This is a genomic window from Phreatobacter sp. (assembly GCF_022843985.1).
In the GTDB taxonomy this organism is placed as follows: domain Bacteria; phylum Pseudomonadota; class Alphaproteobacteria; order Rhizobiales; family Phreatobacteraceae; genus Phreatobacter.
Genome location: NZ_JALHMP010000020.1, coordinates 41,821 through 55,916, shown reverse-complemented (window position 1 = coordinate 55,916; position 14,096 = coordinate 41,821). Strand labels below are relative to the sequence as shown.

At 68.1% G+C, this 14,096-nt stretch carries 12 protein-coding genes; 3 read left to right on the top strand and 9 right to left on the bottom strand.

Going from position 1 to position 14,096, the window contains the following annotated elements; all coding sequences use genetic code 11:
* Positions 1 to 79: 79 nt before the first annotated feature.
* Positions 80 to 1,273: a M20/M25/M40 family metallo-hydrolase gene (locus Q0C57_RS14465; protein ID WP_296577163.1), complete on the top strand. Its 1,194-nt coding sequence runs from the start codon at positions 80 to 82 to the stop codon at positions 1,271 to 1,273.
* Between the two features lie 91 nt (positions 1,274 to 1,364).
* The gene (locus Q0C57_RS14460) at positions 1,365 to 2,288 is read left to right on the top strand and encodes a dihydrodipicolinate synthase family protein (protein ID WP_296577140.1); all 924 of its coding nucleotides are present in this window, start codon (positions 1,365 to 1,367) and stop codon (positions 2,286 to 2,288) included.
* Between the two features lie 55 nt (positions 2,289 to 2,343).
* Here Q0C57_RS14460 and Q0C57_RS14455 read toward each other — a convergent pair whose 3' ends face one another.
* The 3 genes from Q0C57_RS14455 to Q0C57_RS14445 are packed head-to-tail and all read right to left on the bottom strand — an operon-like array spanning position 2,344 to position 8,607.
* Positions 2,344 to 3,873 (bottom strand): alpha/beta fold hydrolase, encoded by a 1,530-nt coding sequence (locus tag Q0C57_RS14455; RefSeq protein ID WP_296577139.1) that lies wholly within the window; start codon positions 3,871 to 3,873, stop codon positions 2,344 to 2,346.
* 2 nt (positions 3,874 to 3,875) lie between these two features.
* Positions 3,876 to 4,847 carry a chlorophyll synthase ChlG gene (gene chlG, locus Q0C57_RS14450; RefSeq protein ID WP_296577138.1) on the bottom strand — a complete coding sequence of 324 codons (972 nt, stop codon included), beginning with the start codon at positions 4,845 to 4,847 and terminating at the stop codon, positions 3,876 to 3,878.
* A gap of 7 nt (positions 4,848 to 4,854) precedes the next feature.
* Complete coding sequence (locus tag Q0C57_RS14445) at positions 4,855 to 8,607, bottom strand: magnesium chelatase subunit H (protein WP_296577137.1); 3,753 nt, start codon at positions 8,605 to 8,607, stop codon at positions 4,855 to 4,857.
* 657 nt (positions 8,608 to 9,264) lie between these two features.
* On the opposite strand from Q0C57_RS14445, the gene Q0C57_RS14440 reads away from it, so the two are divergent.
* Entirely contained in the window at positions 9,265 to 10,050 is a 786-nt protein-coding gene (locus Q0C57_RS14440) for a B12-binding domain-containing protein (RefSeq protein ID WP_296577136.1), read from the top strand.
* A gap of 260 nt (positions 10,051 to 10,310) precedes the next feature.
* On the opposite strand, the gene pufC is transcribed toward Q0C57_RS14440, so the two are convergent.
* From pufC to Q0C57_RS14410, 6 genes are all read right to left on the bottom strand, one after another.
* On the bottom strand, positions 10,311 to 11,327 hold the full coding sequence (pufC, locus tag Q0C57_RS14435; RefSeq protein WP_296577135.1) for a photosynthetic reaction center cytochrome PufC: 1,017 nt from the start codon (positions 11,325 to 11,327) through the stop codon (positions 10,311 to 10,313).
* Positions 11,324 to 12,310 carry a photosynthetic reaction center subunit M gene (gene pufM / locus Q0C57_RS14430; RefSeq protein WP_296577134.1) on the bottom strand — a complete coding sequence of 329 codons (987 nt, stop codon included), beginning with the start codon at positions 12,308 to 12,310 and terminating at the stop codon, positions 11,324 to 11,326. The genes pufC and pufM overlap by 4 nt, the downstream gene beginning before the upstream one ends.
* A gap of 10 nt (positions 12,311 to 12,320) precedes the next feature.
* A complete protein-coding gene (pufL, locus tag Q0C57_RS14425) occupies positions 12,321 to 13,145 on the bottom strand; it encodes a photosynthetic reaction center subunit L (RefSeq protein ID WP_296577133.1) in 825 nt (274 codons plus the stop codon).
* Positions 13,146 to 13,245: 100 nt separating this feature from the next.
* A complete protein-coding gene (pufA, locus tag Q0C57_RS14420) occupies positions 13,246 to 13,464 on the bottom strand; it encodes a light-harvesting antenna LH1, alpha subunit (RefSeq protein ID WP_296577132.1) in 219 nt (72 codons plus the stop codon).
* A gap of 15 nt (positions 13,465 to 13,479) precedes the next feature.
* Positions 13,480 to 13,692 (bottom strand): light-harvesting antenna LH1, beta subunit, encoded by a 213-nt coding sequence (gene pufB / locus Q0C57_RS14415; RefSeq protein WP_296577131.1) that lies wholly within the window; start codon positions 13,690 to 13,692, stop codon positions 13,480 to 13,482.
* A gap of 120 nt (positions 13,693 to 13,812) precedes the next feature.
* Positions 13,813 to 14,040, bottom strand: a complete 228-nt coding sequence (locus Q0C57_RS14410; RefSeq protein ID WP_296577130.1) for a hypothetical protein — start codon at positions 14,038 to 14,040, stop codon at positions 13,813 to 13,815.
* Between the last annotated feature and the right edge of the window lie 56 nt (positions 14,041 to 14,096).

Genomic DNA, 14,096 nt, shown 5'->3' with positions numbered 1-14,096 from the left:
CTTGCCGCTGGCGCACTGTTCCTCGGCGCGGCGATCGGCATGATGCCCGCTTCATTCCACGGCAGGCCAGACCGACATGATCACCCACGATTCCCAAGCCGCGCTCGACCGCCTGATGCGTTTCCTCGCCGTCGAGGGCGTGACAGGCCAGGAAAAGGCCATTGCCGAGGATGTCGCCCGTGCGCTGGTGGAGGCCGGCGTGCCGGCCGAGGCCATTGCCTATGACGATGCCAACACGCGCATTCCCATCCCCACCGAGACCGGCAACCTGATCGTCAAGATCCCCGGCCGTGGCAGCCTCAGCAACGGCGAGCCGCTCCTGTTCTCGACCCATCTCGACACCGTGCCGCTCTGTGCCGGCGCCAAGGCGCGCATCGTCGGCGACAGGATCGTCTCCGGCGGCGACACCGCGCTCGGCGGCGATAACCGCACCGGCTGCGCCGTGCTCGTCTCGCTGGCGGCCGAACTCGCCCGGCAGAACCTCGACCATCCGCCGCTGGTGCTGGTCTTCTGCGTCCGCGAGGAGAGCGGCCTGTGGGGCGCCCGCTACATCGATCTCGCCATGGTCGGCCCCGTGGCCATGGGCTTCAACTATGACGGCTCGCGCCCGGCCGACGTCGTCACCGGCGCGGTCGGCGGCGACGGCTGGTCGGTGGAGATCTTCGGCCGCGCCTCCCATGCCGGCGTCGCGCCGGAGCGCGGCATCTCCGCCAGCATGATCGCCGCCATGGCGCTCGCCGATGCCCAGGCCGGCGGCTGGTTCGGCAAGGTGGTGAAGGGCGACAAGGCCGGCACCAGCAATATCGGCACCATTGCCGGCCGTGACGGCCGCGGCGCCGGCGACGCCACCAATGTCGTCACCGACTATTGCTATGTCGAGGGCGAGAGCCGCAGCCACGACATGGCCTTCGTCGACGCCATCACCGATGCCTTCGAGGCCGCCTTCCACAAGGCAGCCGCGACCCTCGTCAGCAGCGAGGGCAAGACCGGGCGGGTGTCGTTCAGCCGGCAGCGCAAGTACCATTCCTTCGCCATCGACCGGAATGCGCCCGTCGTGCAGCGCGGCATCCAGGCGGTCGAGGCCATCGGCCTCACCCCCAATCCGCGCCTCGTCAACGGCGGCCTCGACGCCAATTACCTGACGCTGCACGGCATCCAGACCGTGACCTTCGGCGCCGGGCAGAACGAGGCCCATACCGTCGACGAATGGGTCGATATCCCCGCCTTCCAGAACGCCTGCCGGCTGGCCGTCGCGCTGGCGACGGCGCGCTGACGTCCTGAGGAGCGGTGCCGCCGGCCTCGCCGGCGGGCACGCCACAACCACAACAGAGCCGCCGGATGCGCGGCCGTGAGGGAGACCGTCCATGCCCCATCCGCGCCCCTATCGCGGTGTCTTTCCCGTCGTGCCCACCATCTTCCACGGCGACGGGAGGCTAGACCTCGACGGCCAGCGCCGTTGCGTCGACTTCATGATCGATGCGGGCTCGCAGGGCCTGTGCATCCTCGCCAATTTCTCCGAGCAGTTCGTCCTGACCGACGACGAGCGCGAGACGGTGATGCAGGCCGTGCTCGCCCATGTCGCGGGCCGCGTGCCGGTCATCGTCACGACGACGCATTTCGCCAGCCACATCTGCGCCGAGCGTTCGCGCCGGGCCCAGGATCTCGGCGCCGCCATGGTGATGATCATGCCGCCCTATCACGGCGCGACATTCCGCGTCGGCGAGCCGGCCATCGAGGCCTTCTTCCGCACCGTCTCCGAGGCGATATCGATCCCGATCATGATCCAGGATGCGCCGGTCGCCGGCACGCCGCTGTCGCCCGCCTTCCTGGCGAAACTGGCGCGCGAGGTCGAGAACGTCGCCTATTTCAAGATCGAGGTGGCCCAGGCCGCCGCCAAGCTGCGGACGATCCTCGAACTCGGCGGCGACGCCATCGAGGGGCCGTGGGACGGCGAGGAGGCGATTACGCTGATGGCCGATCTCGATGCCGGCGCCACCGGCTCGATGACGGGGGGCGGCTATCCCGACGGGATCCGCACCATCATCGATCCCTATCTCGCCGGCGACCGCGCGGCGGCCAAGGCCGCCTATGAGCGCTGGCTGCCGCTGATCAATTACGAGAACCGGCAATGCGGGCTCGCGGCCGCCAAGATCCTGATGCAGGAGGGCGGCGTGATTGCGTCCGCAGCACTGCGCCATCCGCTCGCCCTGCCGCATCCGGCGGCGCAGGAGGGGCTGGTCGAACTGGCCCGTGAGCGGGACGCCATGGTGCTCACCTGGGGTCGGTGAGCCCCACGCGGTTCCGCGAGGCTCGCGCGCCTTCGCTCTCCTCGCCGCTTGGTTGCTACCGGGCGAGGAAGGGAAAGGTCACGGCAATGGCCCAGGCGAAGGCCACCGCATTGGCGCTGCCGCCGACGAAGGGATGGCCCGTCGCGCGGTAGGCCCAGGCGCTGAACAACCCGTAGACGACGAAGAACACGACGATGACGGGAATGATGATGAGAAGGAAGAACAGCCGCTCGAAATCGAGGGCGACGGCAAGACCGAGCGAGACGAGAAAGGCGATCTTCGATGCAACATAGGCACCGCGGGCGGCGCCGACGCCGCGCGTCAGCCATTCGTCGCTGAGGAAGAAGCAGAGGGTCCCCGCGAGCATCGCCAGGAACAGGACGAGGCGGCTGGAATGGGGCACGAAGGACGTCACATAGCTGTCGATGGGCCAGACAATGGCGATAAAGCCGAAGGCGATCACTGCGCCCGCGGCAGTTGCGAGGCGCCGGCCCTGCCGGGCAGGCCGCGACAGGCTGTGGCCGGGCCTGACGACCGCCGTGGCGAGGGCGGTGGTCAGCCCGTAGACGGCGAAATGCATGGCCAGATAGTCGCCGACGATGACTGGCAGGAAGTTTGTCGGAACAAGGCGCAGCATGAGCGGCGTGACGATGGCCGGCGCCATGACTGGCAACCAGATGCGCCGCCAGCCAAGCCCGGCGCCGGCAGGCGGGTCCGCCACGACGGGCAGAAGCGCAGCGAGCGGCCAGGCCAGCAGCACGACCCCGGCGAGCAGCAGAAGGATCGCCGGCCCCCGCCCGTCCAGCTCTGGCGCGGCAGCCGGCGGCCGGCCGAAGGTCATGTCGAGCCAGGCCAGCGCCTCGCGCAGGCTCGTCTCGCTGTAGAGAACGCTGACATGCTCGGTATGCGGGCTGATCGCGACCCGCCGCGCGCCGCCTGTCGCGATATCGCCATAGGTCACGCCGGGCACGGCAGCGACGGCTCCCGAGACGAGCCCGGTGACGCGCAGCGCTTCCGCCTTCAGCCCACCCTCCCAGGCGCCGACGATGACGAGCAGGTTGCGCGGCGTCGTCGCAGTCACGGCGGGGGAGAACATCGACACGGCGACGGTCGCCGCCACGGCCGGATCGCGCCGGGCCTGGCGCACGATGATGTCGGTCGCCATGGAATGGCCGAGCAGGGCCAGCCGCCCGTCGCCGAGGGCCTTCGCCCGCTCGGCCACCCTTGCGGTCTCGTCGAGGAGCGTCCGCGTCGCGCCGTCCTCGCGGGTGATGTTGCCCGTCAGAGGGTTCGGATTGCGGCCGTGCCCGGCGAAATCGAAGGTGACGGCAGTGTAGCCCTGGCGCGCCAGCGTCACCGCGAAGGGCTGCATGAGCTGCTGCGAGCCAGCGAAGCCATGGGCGATCAGGACCGCCGGTCCCGGCCCGCCGGCCAGCGGACGATAGACCGTCATCGGCGTGCCGTCGGCGCTCATCGTCTCCGTCCGGATTCCCCCGGCGGCCCCCTGCAGATCGATCAGCGCGACGATGATGGCGACCAGTGCCGCGCCACCGACTGCCCAGCGTTGCCACGCCAGGCGGATCATGGTCAGAGCCCGCCCGGCAGACTGCGTACGGCGACGGCGGCCGCCATCATGCCCATGACGAAGAGCGGCACGCCGAAGCCGCTGTACCAGAGCGCCTTGCCGACCGGATCCTTGAGGAAGCGGGTCATCATCAGGAGCTGGCCGGCCAGGAGGGCGGTGATGATCGCGGCTTCGACCGGCCGCTGCCAGGAAACCAGCAGTGCGATGACGGCGACCTGCGGCAGGGCCATGATGGCGGCCGCCATGCGCGCCGCCCCGACGGGGCCGAGCCGCACCGGCAGCGATCCGATGCCCATCATCCGATCGCCCCTGATCGACTTGAAATCGTTGAGCGTCATGATGCCGTGGGCGCCGACGCTGTAGAGGAAGGCGAGCGCCAGGATCGGCCAGGAGGGCAGCGCGCCGCCCAGCATCGCCGCCGCGCCTGTCACCCAGGCGAGGCCCTCGTAGGAGAAACCGCAGGCGGCATTGCCGAGCCAGCCATTGCGTTTCAGCCGGAAGGGCGGGGCGCTGTAGGCCCAGGCGAGGACGAGGCCGATCGCCGTCGCGATCACCACCCAGGTGCCGAGCAGGCTGGCCACAGCCAGCGACAACAGGCTCCAGAGGCCGGCGATATAGAGGCCCCAGCGCCCCGGAATCCGGCCGGAGGGAATGGGGCGATGGGGCTCGTTGATGGCGTCCACGTCGCGGTCGTACCAATCGTTGATGGCCTGGCTCATGGCACAGACCAGCGGCCCGGCGAGGAGGATGCCGATCAGCGCGACAGACCAGTGCGCCGTGATTGACACGCCGGAGGAAACCACGCCGCAGGCGAAGGCCCACATGGGCGGAAACCAGGTGACCGGCTTGAGCAGTTCAAGCACCGCCGAGGGGGCCGGGTAGCGCGCGCGCTGCGGTCCTGCCGGGGCCGCCGGGTCACCGTCCCGGCTGCCGGGACGGGGCGCGTCACTGCCTGGCACGGTCAATCCGGCCATGGCCATGTCAGGCCGCCACCTCGAGGCCGATCCCCTCGAGACGATCCTCCAGCTCGTCGCCCGCCTGCTGCAGCGCCGCCAGCGTCGCCGCATCGGGCTGCCAGTACTGGCGCTGCTGGGCCTCGATCAGGCGGTTGGCGAGCTTGGCCGAGGCTGTCGGATTGAGCGCCGCGAGGCGCTCGCGCATGGCCGGGTCGAGAAGATAGGTCTCCGTGAGCTTCTGGTAGACCCAGGGCTCCACCTGTCCGGTCGTCGCCGACCAGCCCATCGTGTTGGTGACATGGGTCTCGATCTGCCGCACGCCCTCATAGCCGTGCTTCAGCATGCCCTCGTACCATTTCGGATTGAGCATGCGCGTCCGCGTCTCCAGCGAAACCTGTTCGGACAGGGTGCGGATCGTGCCTTCGCCGCGCGTCTGGTCGCCGATATAGACCGGTGTGGCAGCGCCGCCCTTGGCGCGCTTGACGGCCCGGCTGATGCCGCCGAGCGTGTCAAAGTAATTGTCCACCGTGGTGACGCCGAGTTCGACCGAATCGAGGTTCTGATAGGCGAGGTCGACGCCGCCGAGCACGGTCCGCAGCAGGCCCGGCTGCTCCACCGCCCGGCCGCCGCGGCCATAGGCGAAGCCCTTCCGCCGGGTATAGGTCTCGGCCAGTTCGTCCTCGTCCTGCCAGCGCCCGCTCTCGATCAGGTTGTTAACGTTGGAGCCGTAGGCGCCCTCGGCATTGCCGAAGACCCGCAGCGCCGCCGTATCGAGGTCGCCGCCATGCTCGGCCTGATAGGCCAGCGCATGTTTGCGGATGAAGTTGCGCTCGCAGGGCTCGTCGGCCGAGGCGGCGAGGAAGGCTGCCTCCGCCAGCAGCCTGATCTGCAGCGGCAGCAGGTCGCGGAAGATTCCCGACAGCGAGATCACCACATCGATGCGCGGCCGCGTCAGCTCCTCGAGCGGCAGGAGCCGGGCCCCCGCGAGGCGGCCATAGCCGTCGAAGCGCGGGGCCGCGCCCATGAGCGCCAGCGCCTGGGCGATCGGCGCGCCTTCCGTCTTGAGGTTGTCGGTGCCCCAGAGCACCAGGGCGACCGTCTCCGGCAGGGGATTGCCGTCGGCAATATGCCGGTCCAGCAGCCGCGTCGCCTGTTTCGCGCCGTCCTGGACGGCGAAGGAGCTGGGGATGCGGAAGGGGTCGAAGCCATGCAGGTTTCGCCCTGTCGGCAAAACCGCGGGCGTACGCAGGAGATCGCCGCCGGGGGCGGGACGGATGAAGCGCCCGTCGAGCCCGCGGATCAGCCCGTCGATCTCGTGGTCCTCGGCCAGCAGGGCATCGGCCGCCGCCAGCGTCTTGAGCGCCGCCAGAAGGGCCGCGTCCTGGCCGAGGCCATGGGCCTTCAATGCCTGTTCGGCGGTGGCGCCGGCGACGAGGGTGGCGACCAGCGCCCGCTCCGGCCGGGCCCCTTCTCCCGATTCCGCCATGGCCAGCAGCATGTCGATGCGCTCTTCGGCCGAGAGCGGTTCGCCGACGACGTGGAGGCCGTGCGGGATCAGTGTGTATTCCAGTTCGAGAACGGTCGCGCGCAGCCGGGAAATGCGGCTTTCGGCTCCGTCCGGCCAGGCCGGCTCGGGCGCCGCCAGGTCGAGGGCCGCCGCCTGCGCCTGGATCAGGACGGCGAGTTCGTCGCGCTCGCGCGCATCTTCGGGCGGCAGCTGGCGCCAGCGGTCGAGCGAGACCTTGAGGTCGAGCAGGCCGCGATAGAGGCCCGCCGAGGCGACCGGCGGCGTCAGGTAGCTGACCGTCGTCGCCGCCCCGCGGCGCTTGGCGATGGCGCCTTCCGACGGGTTGTTCGAGGCATAGAGGTAGATATTGGGCAGGTCACCGATCAGGCGGTCGGGCCAGCACTGGCCGGAGAGTCCCGCCTGCTTGCCGGGCATGAACTCGAGCGCCCCGTGCGTGCCGAAATGCAGCACCGCATGGGCGGCGAAATCCTCGCGCAGCCAGCGATAGAAGGCGGAGAAGGCGTGGGTCGGCGCGAAGCCCTTCTCGAAGAGCAGCCGCATCGGATCGCCCTCATAGCCGAAGCTCGGCTGGATGCCGACGAAGACATTGCCGAAGCGCTCGCCGAGCACGAAGATCGACGCGCCGTCGCTCTGCTGGCGGCCGGGGGCGGGGCCCCATTGCGCCTCGATCTCGCCGAGCCAGCGCTCGCGGCGGATATGGTCGCCGGTGGAAATGCGGGCATGGACATTGGCCATGGCGCCGGTGCGACCGGCATTGCCCTCGACGATGGCCCGCCTGAGGTCGTCGACGCTCGCCGGCACGTCGATGGCATAGCCCTCGCGCTGCATCGCCGCCATGGTGCGGTGAAGCGATTCGAAGACCGAGAGATAGGCGGCCGTGCCGGTATTGCCGGCATTGGGCGGGAAGTTGAACAGGACGATGGCGACCTTGCGCGCCGCACGCTCGGAACGCCGCAGCGCGACCAGCTTCTCGGTCCGTGCGACCAGCACCTCCGCCCGCTCGGCGCAGACATGCATGTCGCGTTCGGTCTCGCCGGCCGGGAAGGTGCAGCCGCGCGCGCAGCCCGAGCAGGATCCGGCCTTGTCGGTGCGCCCGCCGAACAGGATCGGGCCGGTGGCACCATCGAGCTCGGGAATGGCGACCATGATCGTGGATTCGACCGGGAGCAGGCCGCGATCCGACGCCCCCCACTGGTCAAGCGTCTGGAACTCGGCCGGATGGGCGGCGATATAGGGCACATCGAGCCGCGCGAGCACCTCCTCCGCAGCCTTCGAGTCGTTGTAGGCCGGCCCGCCGACCAGCGAGAAACCGGTCAGCGACACCATCGCGTCGATGAGCGGACGGCCGTCCCGGAAGAAGAAGGCGTCGATCGCCTCGCGCGCGTCGAGCCCGGTGGCGAAGACCGGGATGACATTGAGGCCGCGGGCCTCGAAGGTCCGGATGACGCCGTCGTAATGGCCGGCATTGCCGGCCAGCACATAGGAGCGCAGCACCAGGAGCCCGACCGTCCCCTTGGCGCCGGCGCGGGCCGGGAGGCTGCGGGTATCGCTCGCCACGCGAGCGGGCATGTCGGGGTGATAGACGCCGGTATCGGGATAATCGACGGGCTTGCCGACCTTCAGGGTGCCGCGCAGGCCGCGCCGCGGGCCATCGGCATAGCGGTCGATGAGGAAGCGCACGAGATTGGCGATGTTCTCTTCCGAGCCGGCCAGCCAGTACTGCATCGTCAGGAAATAGGCGCGCACGTCCTGCGCGGTGCCGGGGATGAAGCGCAGGATCTGCGGCAGGCGGCGCAGCATCTTCACCTGGCCGGCGCCGGCGCCGCCGGGCTTGCCCTTGTTGCCGCGCAGGCGCTTCAGCAGGGCCATCGGCCCGCTCGGCGGGCCGTCCATCCGGAATCGTCCCAGGCGCGTCAGTTTGGTGACCTCCCCCGCCGACATGATGCTCACCATGGCGTCGCAGCTCTCGCGCCGCGCCTGCAACGCGTCGATCAGCGGCAGGAAATGGTCCTCCATGAACAGCATCGTGTTGATGATGATGTCGGCGGTGCCGATCGCCGCGCGGCAGGCCGCCAGTGCCTGCGGATGGGCCGACCATTCGGAGGCGGCGTGGACGGTCAGTTCGAGCCCGGGCAGGTCGCGCAGGAGCTTCGCGCGGGCCCGGTCGGTGGCGCTCGCGACATGGGTGTCCATGGTGACGATGACGACGCGGATCGGGGTCTCGGCTCCGGCATTCGGGGATCTGGCCATCTCAATGCGCCTCCGCCGTCATGCGTTGAGGGCACGCTGCGCCGTTTGCCCTCCTAACCATCTCCCTCTGGCGGGGCATTGCCTCCGCCAGCCCCTGGCGATCGGCGAACAGAAGGCGCGCGGTCGGGCACTGGGGACTGTCCAGCCGCGGTGTCTGCCGCGTGGCCGGGCTGCAACGACCGGGCCCTTCGGGCAGGTGGACACCTTCAAGATCTGTCCGAATGGGCACCGGACGCCTCCTGGTCGGCGCCGTCCACCGGACTGCGGTGACGCTCGCGACACCATGAAATTGCCGGCAAGACTGCAGCGTGTCAAGTCAGATTGACACTTTTGCAGTCGCTTGACGTCAAGGAAATTATACACTCTGGAGAGACTCGAAAACGGCCATTGCCGAGGATCGCAACTCGTGTTTCAATCTGCCGACAGGGTGGGAAGAAAGGTTTTCCGGACAATTGGCCGCTATCCTGCTGTCATTGACCACAAGGGCCTGAAGAACGCCTACGCCGGAGAGCTACCTGCCTTGGGAGGGTCCCCCCCATGGCGAGCTTGGACGATCGCATCACGGGGGAGCACCCCCGCTCTCAAGATGATTGCAGGGATGGCTTAAGGGTCGCCGCGCGCGTCTGGTATCCGAACGCGGATGTCCTGACCGCCGATATGCGCCGTGATCTGGCGAAGACGATCGAAACCCAGGTCATTCCCCGCCTGCTGATGGGGCACCGGGCCGCCGGTCTTGACGTCTATGACGCCGAGTCGCCTGTCCAGGCGTCCGAGTCCTTTTCCTATGCTGACGTCGAGGCCTTCTGCGAGCTGATCGTACGCCATCCGCTGCCGGCGGCGCGCCAGCACATCGACTCCCTGATCGCCGGCGGCATGTCGCTCGAAGGTGTCATCACCGCTGTCCTGTGCAGCGCCGCACGTCACCTCGGCCTCCTGTGGGACGGCGACCGTCTCAGCTTCGTCGACGTCACTGTCGGGCTTTCGCGCATCCAGCAATTGCTGCGAAGCTATGGTCCCGCCTTCAGCGCCGACGTCGTTCCCAAGGGACCAGGCTACCGCATCCTGCTCGCGCTGGTCCCCGGCGGCCAACACACTCTGGGACTGTCCGTCGTCGAGGAGTTCTTTCGCCGCGCCGGCTGGGACGTCGAGAATGAGGGCGCGGCCACCCGCCAGCAGATCCTCGATCGCGTTCACGGTGAATGGTTCGACGCCGTCGGCCTGTCGGCCAGTGGCGAGACCTCACGCGACGAGATCGCCGCCATTATCGCGCTGGTTCGCGATGCCTCGGCCAATCCCCGTATCCAGGTCGTCGTCGGCGGCTATCATTTCGTTGAACAGCCCCAGCTCGCGGTCGAACTCGGGGCCGATTTCGGCGCCCGCGATCCGACCCATGCCATCGAGACCTTCGCCGGCGAAACGCTGCGCGCCAGGATCGAGGGGTAAGTCCCGCCCCGCCGGCGCGATCCGCCCACCGCCGTGACTGTGCTGCAGCCGTCATCCGGCAGGGGTGTGCCCATGCACTGTCCGCAAGCTTGGTCCGTGGCGCCCGTCCGCCGGGCCGGTCCGGAAACGGCCGGCGCCAGCGCGGTGCGATGACCCCGACCACCAACCCGTTTCCATGACCCGGTTTCCAAGACAAAGGGGTGGGCCTCGGCCCACCCCCTCGCATGCGCTTCGCCAGGTCCCTTGGCCCCGCGCCCCCGTCACGGGGCCGGACGCGGCGCCCCCAGTTCCGGATAGTCGCGCAGCATCGGCGCGCCGCCCATCGGCTTCGGCTGGGCCTGGTGGCAGGTGGCGCAGAACACCTTGGCGTTGTCGCCCTCCGGGCCGAGCCGTTCCGGCGGCAGGATCGCCGCCAGCGGCTGGACATGGCGCGTGTTGATGTCGCGCACCATGCGGATGCCGTGGAAGGCCGTTGCCCGCTGCGGCGGACCGTTCCAGGCGCCGAAATTCTGCGAGTTGTGGCAGAACGTACAATTGACCCCGAGGCCTTCCGACATGTGGATCATCAGGCTGTAGGTGAGCTCGGCGTCCTGGATGGTGCGTGGATTGCCCGCCGCCAGTGCCGTCGGCGTGTTCACCCGGATCTCTCCGGCATAGGCGAGGAGCTGGGTGAAGGGATCGTTCGGCAGCGAGGTCGAGCCGACCGAGCGGGCCGCGAAGTTCTGCCCCTGGCGGCTGGCGGTGAAGCCTCCCGCCCCGCGCGGACCGGGATCGAGCTTGAACGTCGCCTGGGGCTGGGGATTGCCACGGTGGCAGGTGTAGCACGTCACGCCGGTCTCTCCGACATGCGACTTCCAGTCGGTATTGAGCGAGCGCGTCATGACGAGCATCTGCCGCGCCACGCGGAACTGATATTTCGACTCGTCCGCCATGTTTTCGAGGTTGTGGCAGTATCCGCAGCTCTGGTCCGGCGGCGCCATCCATTCGGTCATCGAGGCCATCAGCCGGATGAATTCGCCCTCGCTCAGGTCTCCCAGCACCTGGACGTTCTGATAGATCGTCGAGGCGCGCGGGCCCGTCGGGTCGGCCGCGGGCTGGGCCTCGGGGGGCCTGTTGGCAGCCTCCCGCATTTCCAGGGTCCGCGGATTGGTGACCGAGCCCATGGATGTGCCCCGGTAACCGATCTGGTCAGCGGCGGGGGGTGGCCTTTCGCAGCCGGCGAGGAACAGGGCCGAACCCAGAACCAGGGCAGTCAGGCAGGTGCTGACGGATCTCATCGCGTGGCTCCCGGCAGTGTCAGGGGGTCGACGGCAGGCGTGTAGGGCGTCGGATAGACCGGTGCGAAATCGTGCTTGACCGCCCAGAGGTACCAGTTGTCGACCACGGTGCCGGTCAGCAGGATGCCGATGCCGCCGGTCAGCGGGGTAAGGACGGCGAACCACCAGGCCCAGCGGTGGATCGATTCCATCGTGGCGTTGAAGCCCATGGTCCAGCGCCAGAACAGGGCCGCCCGCTCCGAGGCCGTGCCGCGATCGACGATCTGCTCGATCTCGCGCTCGCCGCCATAGCGGGACACCGCCAGGATCGTGGCGCCATGCATGGCGAAGAGCAGGGCCGATCCGTAGAGGAAGGCGATCGAGAGCGCATGGAACGGGTTGTAGAAGAGGTTGCCGTAGCGGATCGAGAAGGCGGCCGTCCAGTCGAGATGGGGGAAGATGCCGAAGGGAACACCCTCGCTCCAGGAGCCCATCAGCAACGGGCGGAAGAAGCCGAGGACGAGCATCAGCCAGATCGCCGCAGCGAAGGCCCAGGCGACATGCGTGCCAAGGCCGAGGGCCCGAGCCCGCCGGTAGGTGCGCACCCACCACAGGATGAGCGACAATGTCATGAAGAACCCGGCCAGCAGCCACCATCCGCCTTCCGCCATCGGCGGGAAGGACAGGCCGTATTTCGGCGCCGGCGGCTCGAGCGCCAGCCAGAACAGCTGACGCACGAACTGGATGGGGTCCCAGTTCACCGAGGCCCACATATTGAGGCCGATGATCTCGAAGGCGATGATGCCGCAGAGCAGCGAGGCGCTGCCGAACCAGCCCAGATAGATGGGGCCGATCTGCGCGTCGCCGATCTTGCCCAGCCAGTAATTGTGCTTGATCGTTTTGCCACGGCTGTACAGGTCGGTTTCGATCGGAGGCCCGGTATCATCCGGCCCGCGGACCTGAACGCGTGTGAAGATGTTCTGGTAGTCGATCGCGAAACTCACGATACCCTCCTCAGCGCCAGATCGGCAGTTCGAGCCACCAGTTCCACCACTCGGGCCAGCCGAGGGTCCAGAACGGGCCGGAGATCACAATGCAGACCGCGCTCCAGAAGACCGCGGACAGGGCCAGGAAGAGCCCGAGGCGATGGATGCCGATCGTGCCGATCGAATAGCCGATGATGTCGCGGAAGAAGGCGTTCTCGTGCTCCGGCGTCTTCACCGCCTCGCCCTTCGGCGGGTTGGTGGCCGACAGAACCAGTGCCCCGTGCAGCGAGAGAGCCAGCGTCGTGGTGAAGAAGAACGTCACCGCGATCATGTGGGCCGGATTGTAGTGGAAGTGCAGGTACTGATAGCCGACGTTCGACACCCAATCGAGATGGCTGAAGATCCCGTAGGGAAAGCCGTGGCCCCAGGCTCCCATCAGCAGGGGCCGGATCACCACCAGGCTGACATAGGCGAAGATGGCGAAGCTGAACGCCACGGGGATATGGAGCCCCATGCCGAGCTTGCGGGAGATCTCGACCTGGCGCAGTGCCCAGGACGCGAAGGCCCCGATCGCGCAAATGGTGATGAGCTGCCAGAGCCCGCCTTCAGCGAGCGGCGCGAAACCGAGGCCGTATTTCAGGTCGGGAGGGGCGATGTTGATCTTCCAGATGTTCCAGGTGTCGCCAAGCGACGCGCCCCAGAAGATCAGGCCGGTGCCGAGGAACGTGAAGAAGATCGTCGTCACCCCGAAGAAGCCCACATAGAAGGGACCGACCCAGAAGTCGAAGAGATCGCCCCCGACCAGGGTGCCCCCGCGGACCCGATATTTCGCCTCGAAGCTCAGCATGGCCATGATCGGCCTCCCATCGGCTGTGCACGTCAAATTCACGGATGCATGGTGACCGGGGTCACCGGCGGCTCGAACGGCCGTCGGTGGCCCCGGGTCTTTCGCGTCAAGTACCGGTGATCGTGAAGGGCAGTCCGGCGACCGTGGTCGTCGGAACCGAAATCACGTCTGCACGCGGCGCCGGGCGGGCACGCGGTCCCTCGATCCAGTTGAAGCGATCGGTGCTGAGCAGGATGAAGTGAATCAGCAGAGCGAGCGCAAACAGGAAGGTGAACAGCGCGACGAGGACCCGCCGTGGATCGAAGATGAGCCAGATTTTCCACATGAGTTCGTCCTCCCGTCAGCCGATGAGCGTCTGGATCGTGGCCGTCGCACCGTCGATCATCGACTGTGCATAGCCACTGGGGCCGGGGAGCCACGGACGCCACTGCCACGCCAGGAAATGGGCGATGATTGCGACAACCGTGAATCCAGCGAAACCCTGGATGAAGTACTTGTGGAACTCTTGGGCCTCCTCTTCAGTGAGCCCCGAGAGGGTCTCTTTGTCAGCCATGATGGACTACTCCTCGTTTCGGCCTTGAAGGCCGTCGCCGTGCCTTCCGGCACGGCAAGGTTGACGCCTGCGCCGGAGCGCAGGCGGCTTCTCGCCCGGTGACCCGGACGACTGGGACCGTCAGCCCATGAAGGCGAACGGAATGGCGGATGCTGCTGCCGCACGGGCCTCGGCGAAGACCGAGCCTTCGCTGCGGGCACCGACCTCGGCCGAGCGGTCCCGCGTCAGGCGGGAGAGGCAGGCGACGAGGAGAAAAATGGGGAAGGACAGGAGCATCAGCAGCCTGAATTCGAGCCGATCCATCCGGCGGGAGCGGGGCTGCGCGTGGCTGCGAACGACGTCGGTCATGATCATCTCTCCCTGACGGGATGGCCCAAGGCCATCCTTCTGCTTCGGCTGCACTG

Bases quoted from the DNA above. Each gene is read 5' to 3' on its own strand.
- Q0C57_RS14460 (WP_296577140.1), top strand. From the start codon at position 1,365: ATGCCCCATCCGCGCCCCTATCGCGGTGTCTTTCCCGTCGTGCCCACC.
- Q0C57_RS14455 (WP_296577139.1), bottom strand. From the start codon at position 3,873: ATGATCCGCCTGGCGTGGCAACGCTGGGCAGTCGGTGGCGCGGCACTG.
- chlG (WP_296577138.1), bottom strand. From the start codon at position 4,847: ATGGCCGGATTGACCGTGCCAGGCAGTGACGCGCCCCGTCCCGGCAGC.
- Q0C57_RS14445 (WP_296577137.1), bottom strand. From the start codon at position 8,607: ATGGCCAGATCCCCGAATGCCGGAGCCGAGACCCCGATCCGCGTCGTC.
- Q0C57_RS14440 (WP_296577136.1), top strand. From the start codon at position 9,265: ATGCGCCGTGATCTGGCGAAGACGATCGAAACCCAGGTCATTCCCCGC.
- pufC (WP_296577135.1), bottom strand. From the start codon at position 11,327: ATGAGATCCGTCAGCACCTGCCTGACTGCCCTGGTTCTGGGTTCGGCC.
- pufL (WP_296577133.1), bottom strand. From the start codon at position 13,145: ATGGCCATGCTGAGCTTCGAGGCGAAATATCGGGTCCGCGGGGGCACC.
- pufA (WP_296577132.1), bottom strand. From the start codon at position 13,464: ATGTGGAAAATCTGGCTCATCTTCGATCCACGGCGGGTCCTCGTCGCG.
- pufB (WP_296577131.1), bottom strand. From the start codon at position 13,692: ATGGCTGACAAAGAGACCCTCTCGGGGCTCACTGAAGAGGAGGCCCAA.
- Q0C57_RS14410 (WP_296577130.1), bottom strand. From the start codon at position 14,040: ATGACCGACGTCGTTCGCAGCCACGCGCAGCCCCGCTCCCGCCGGATG.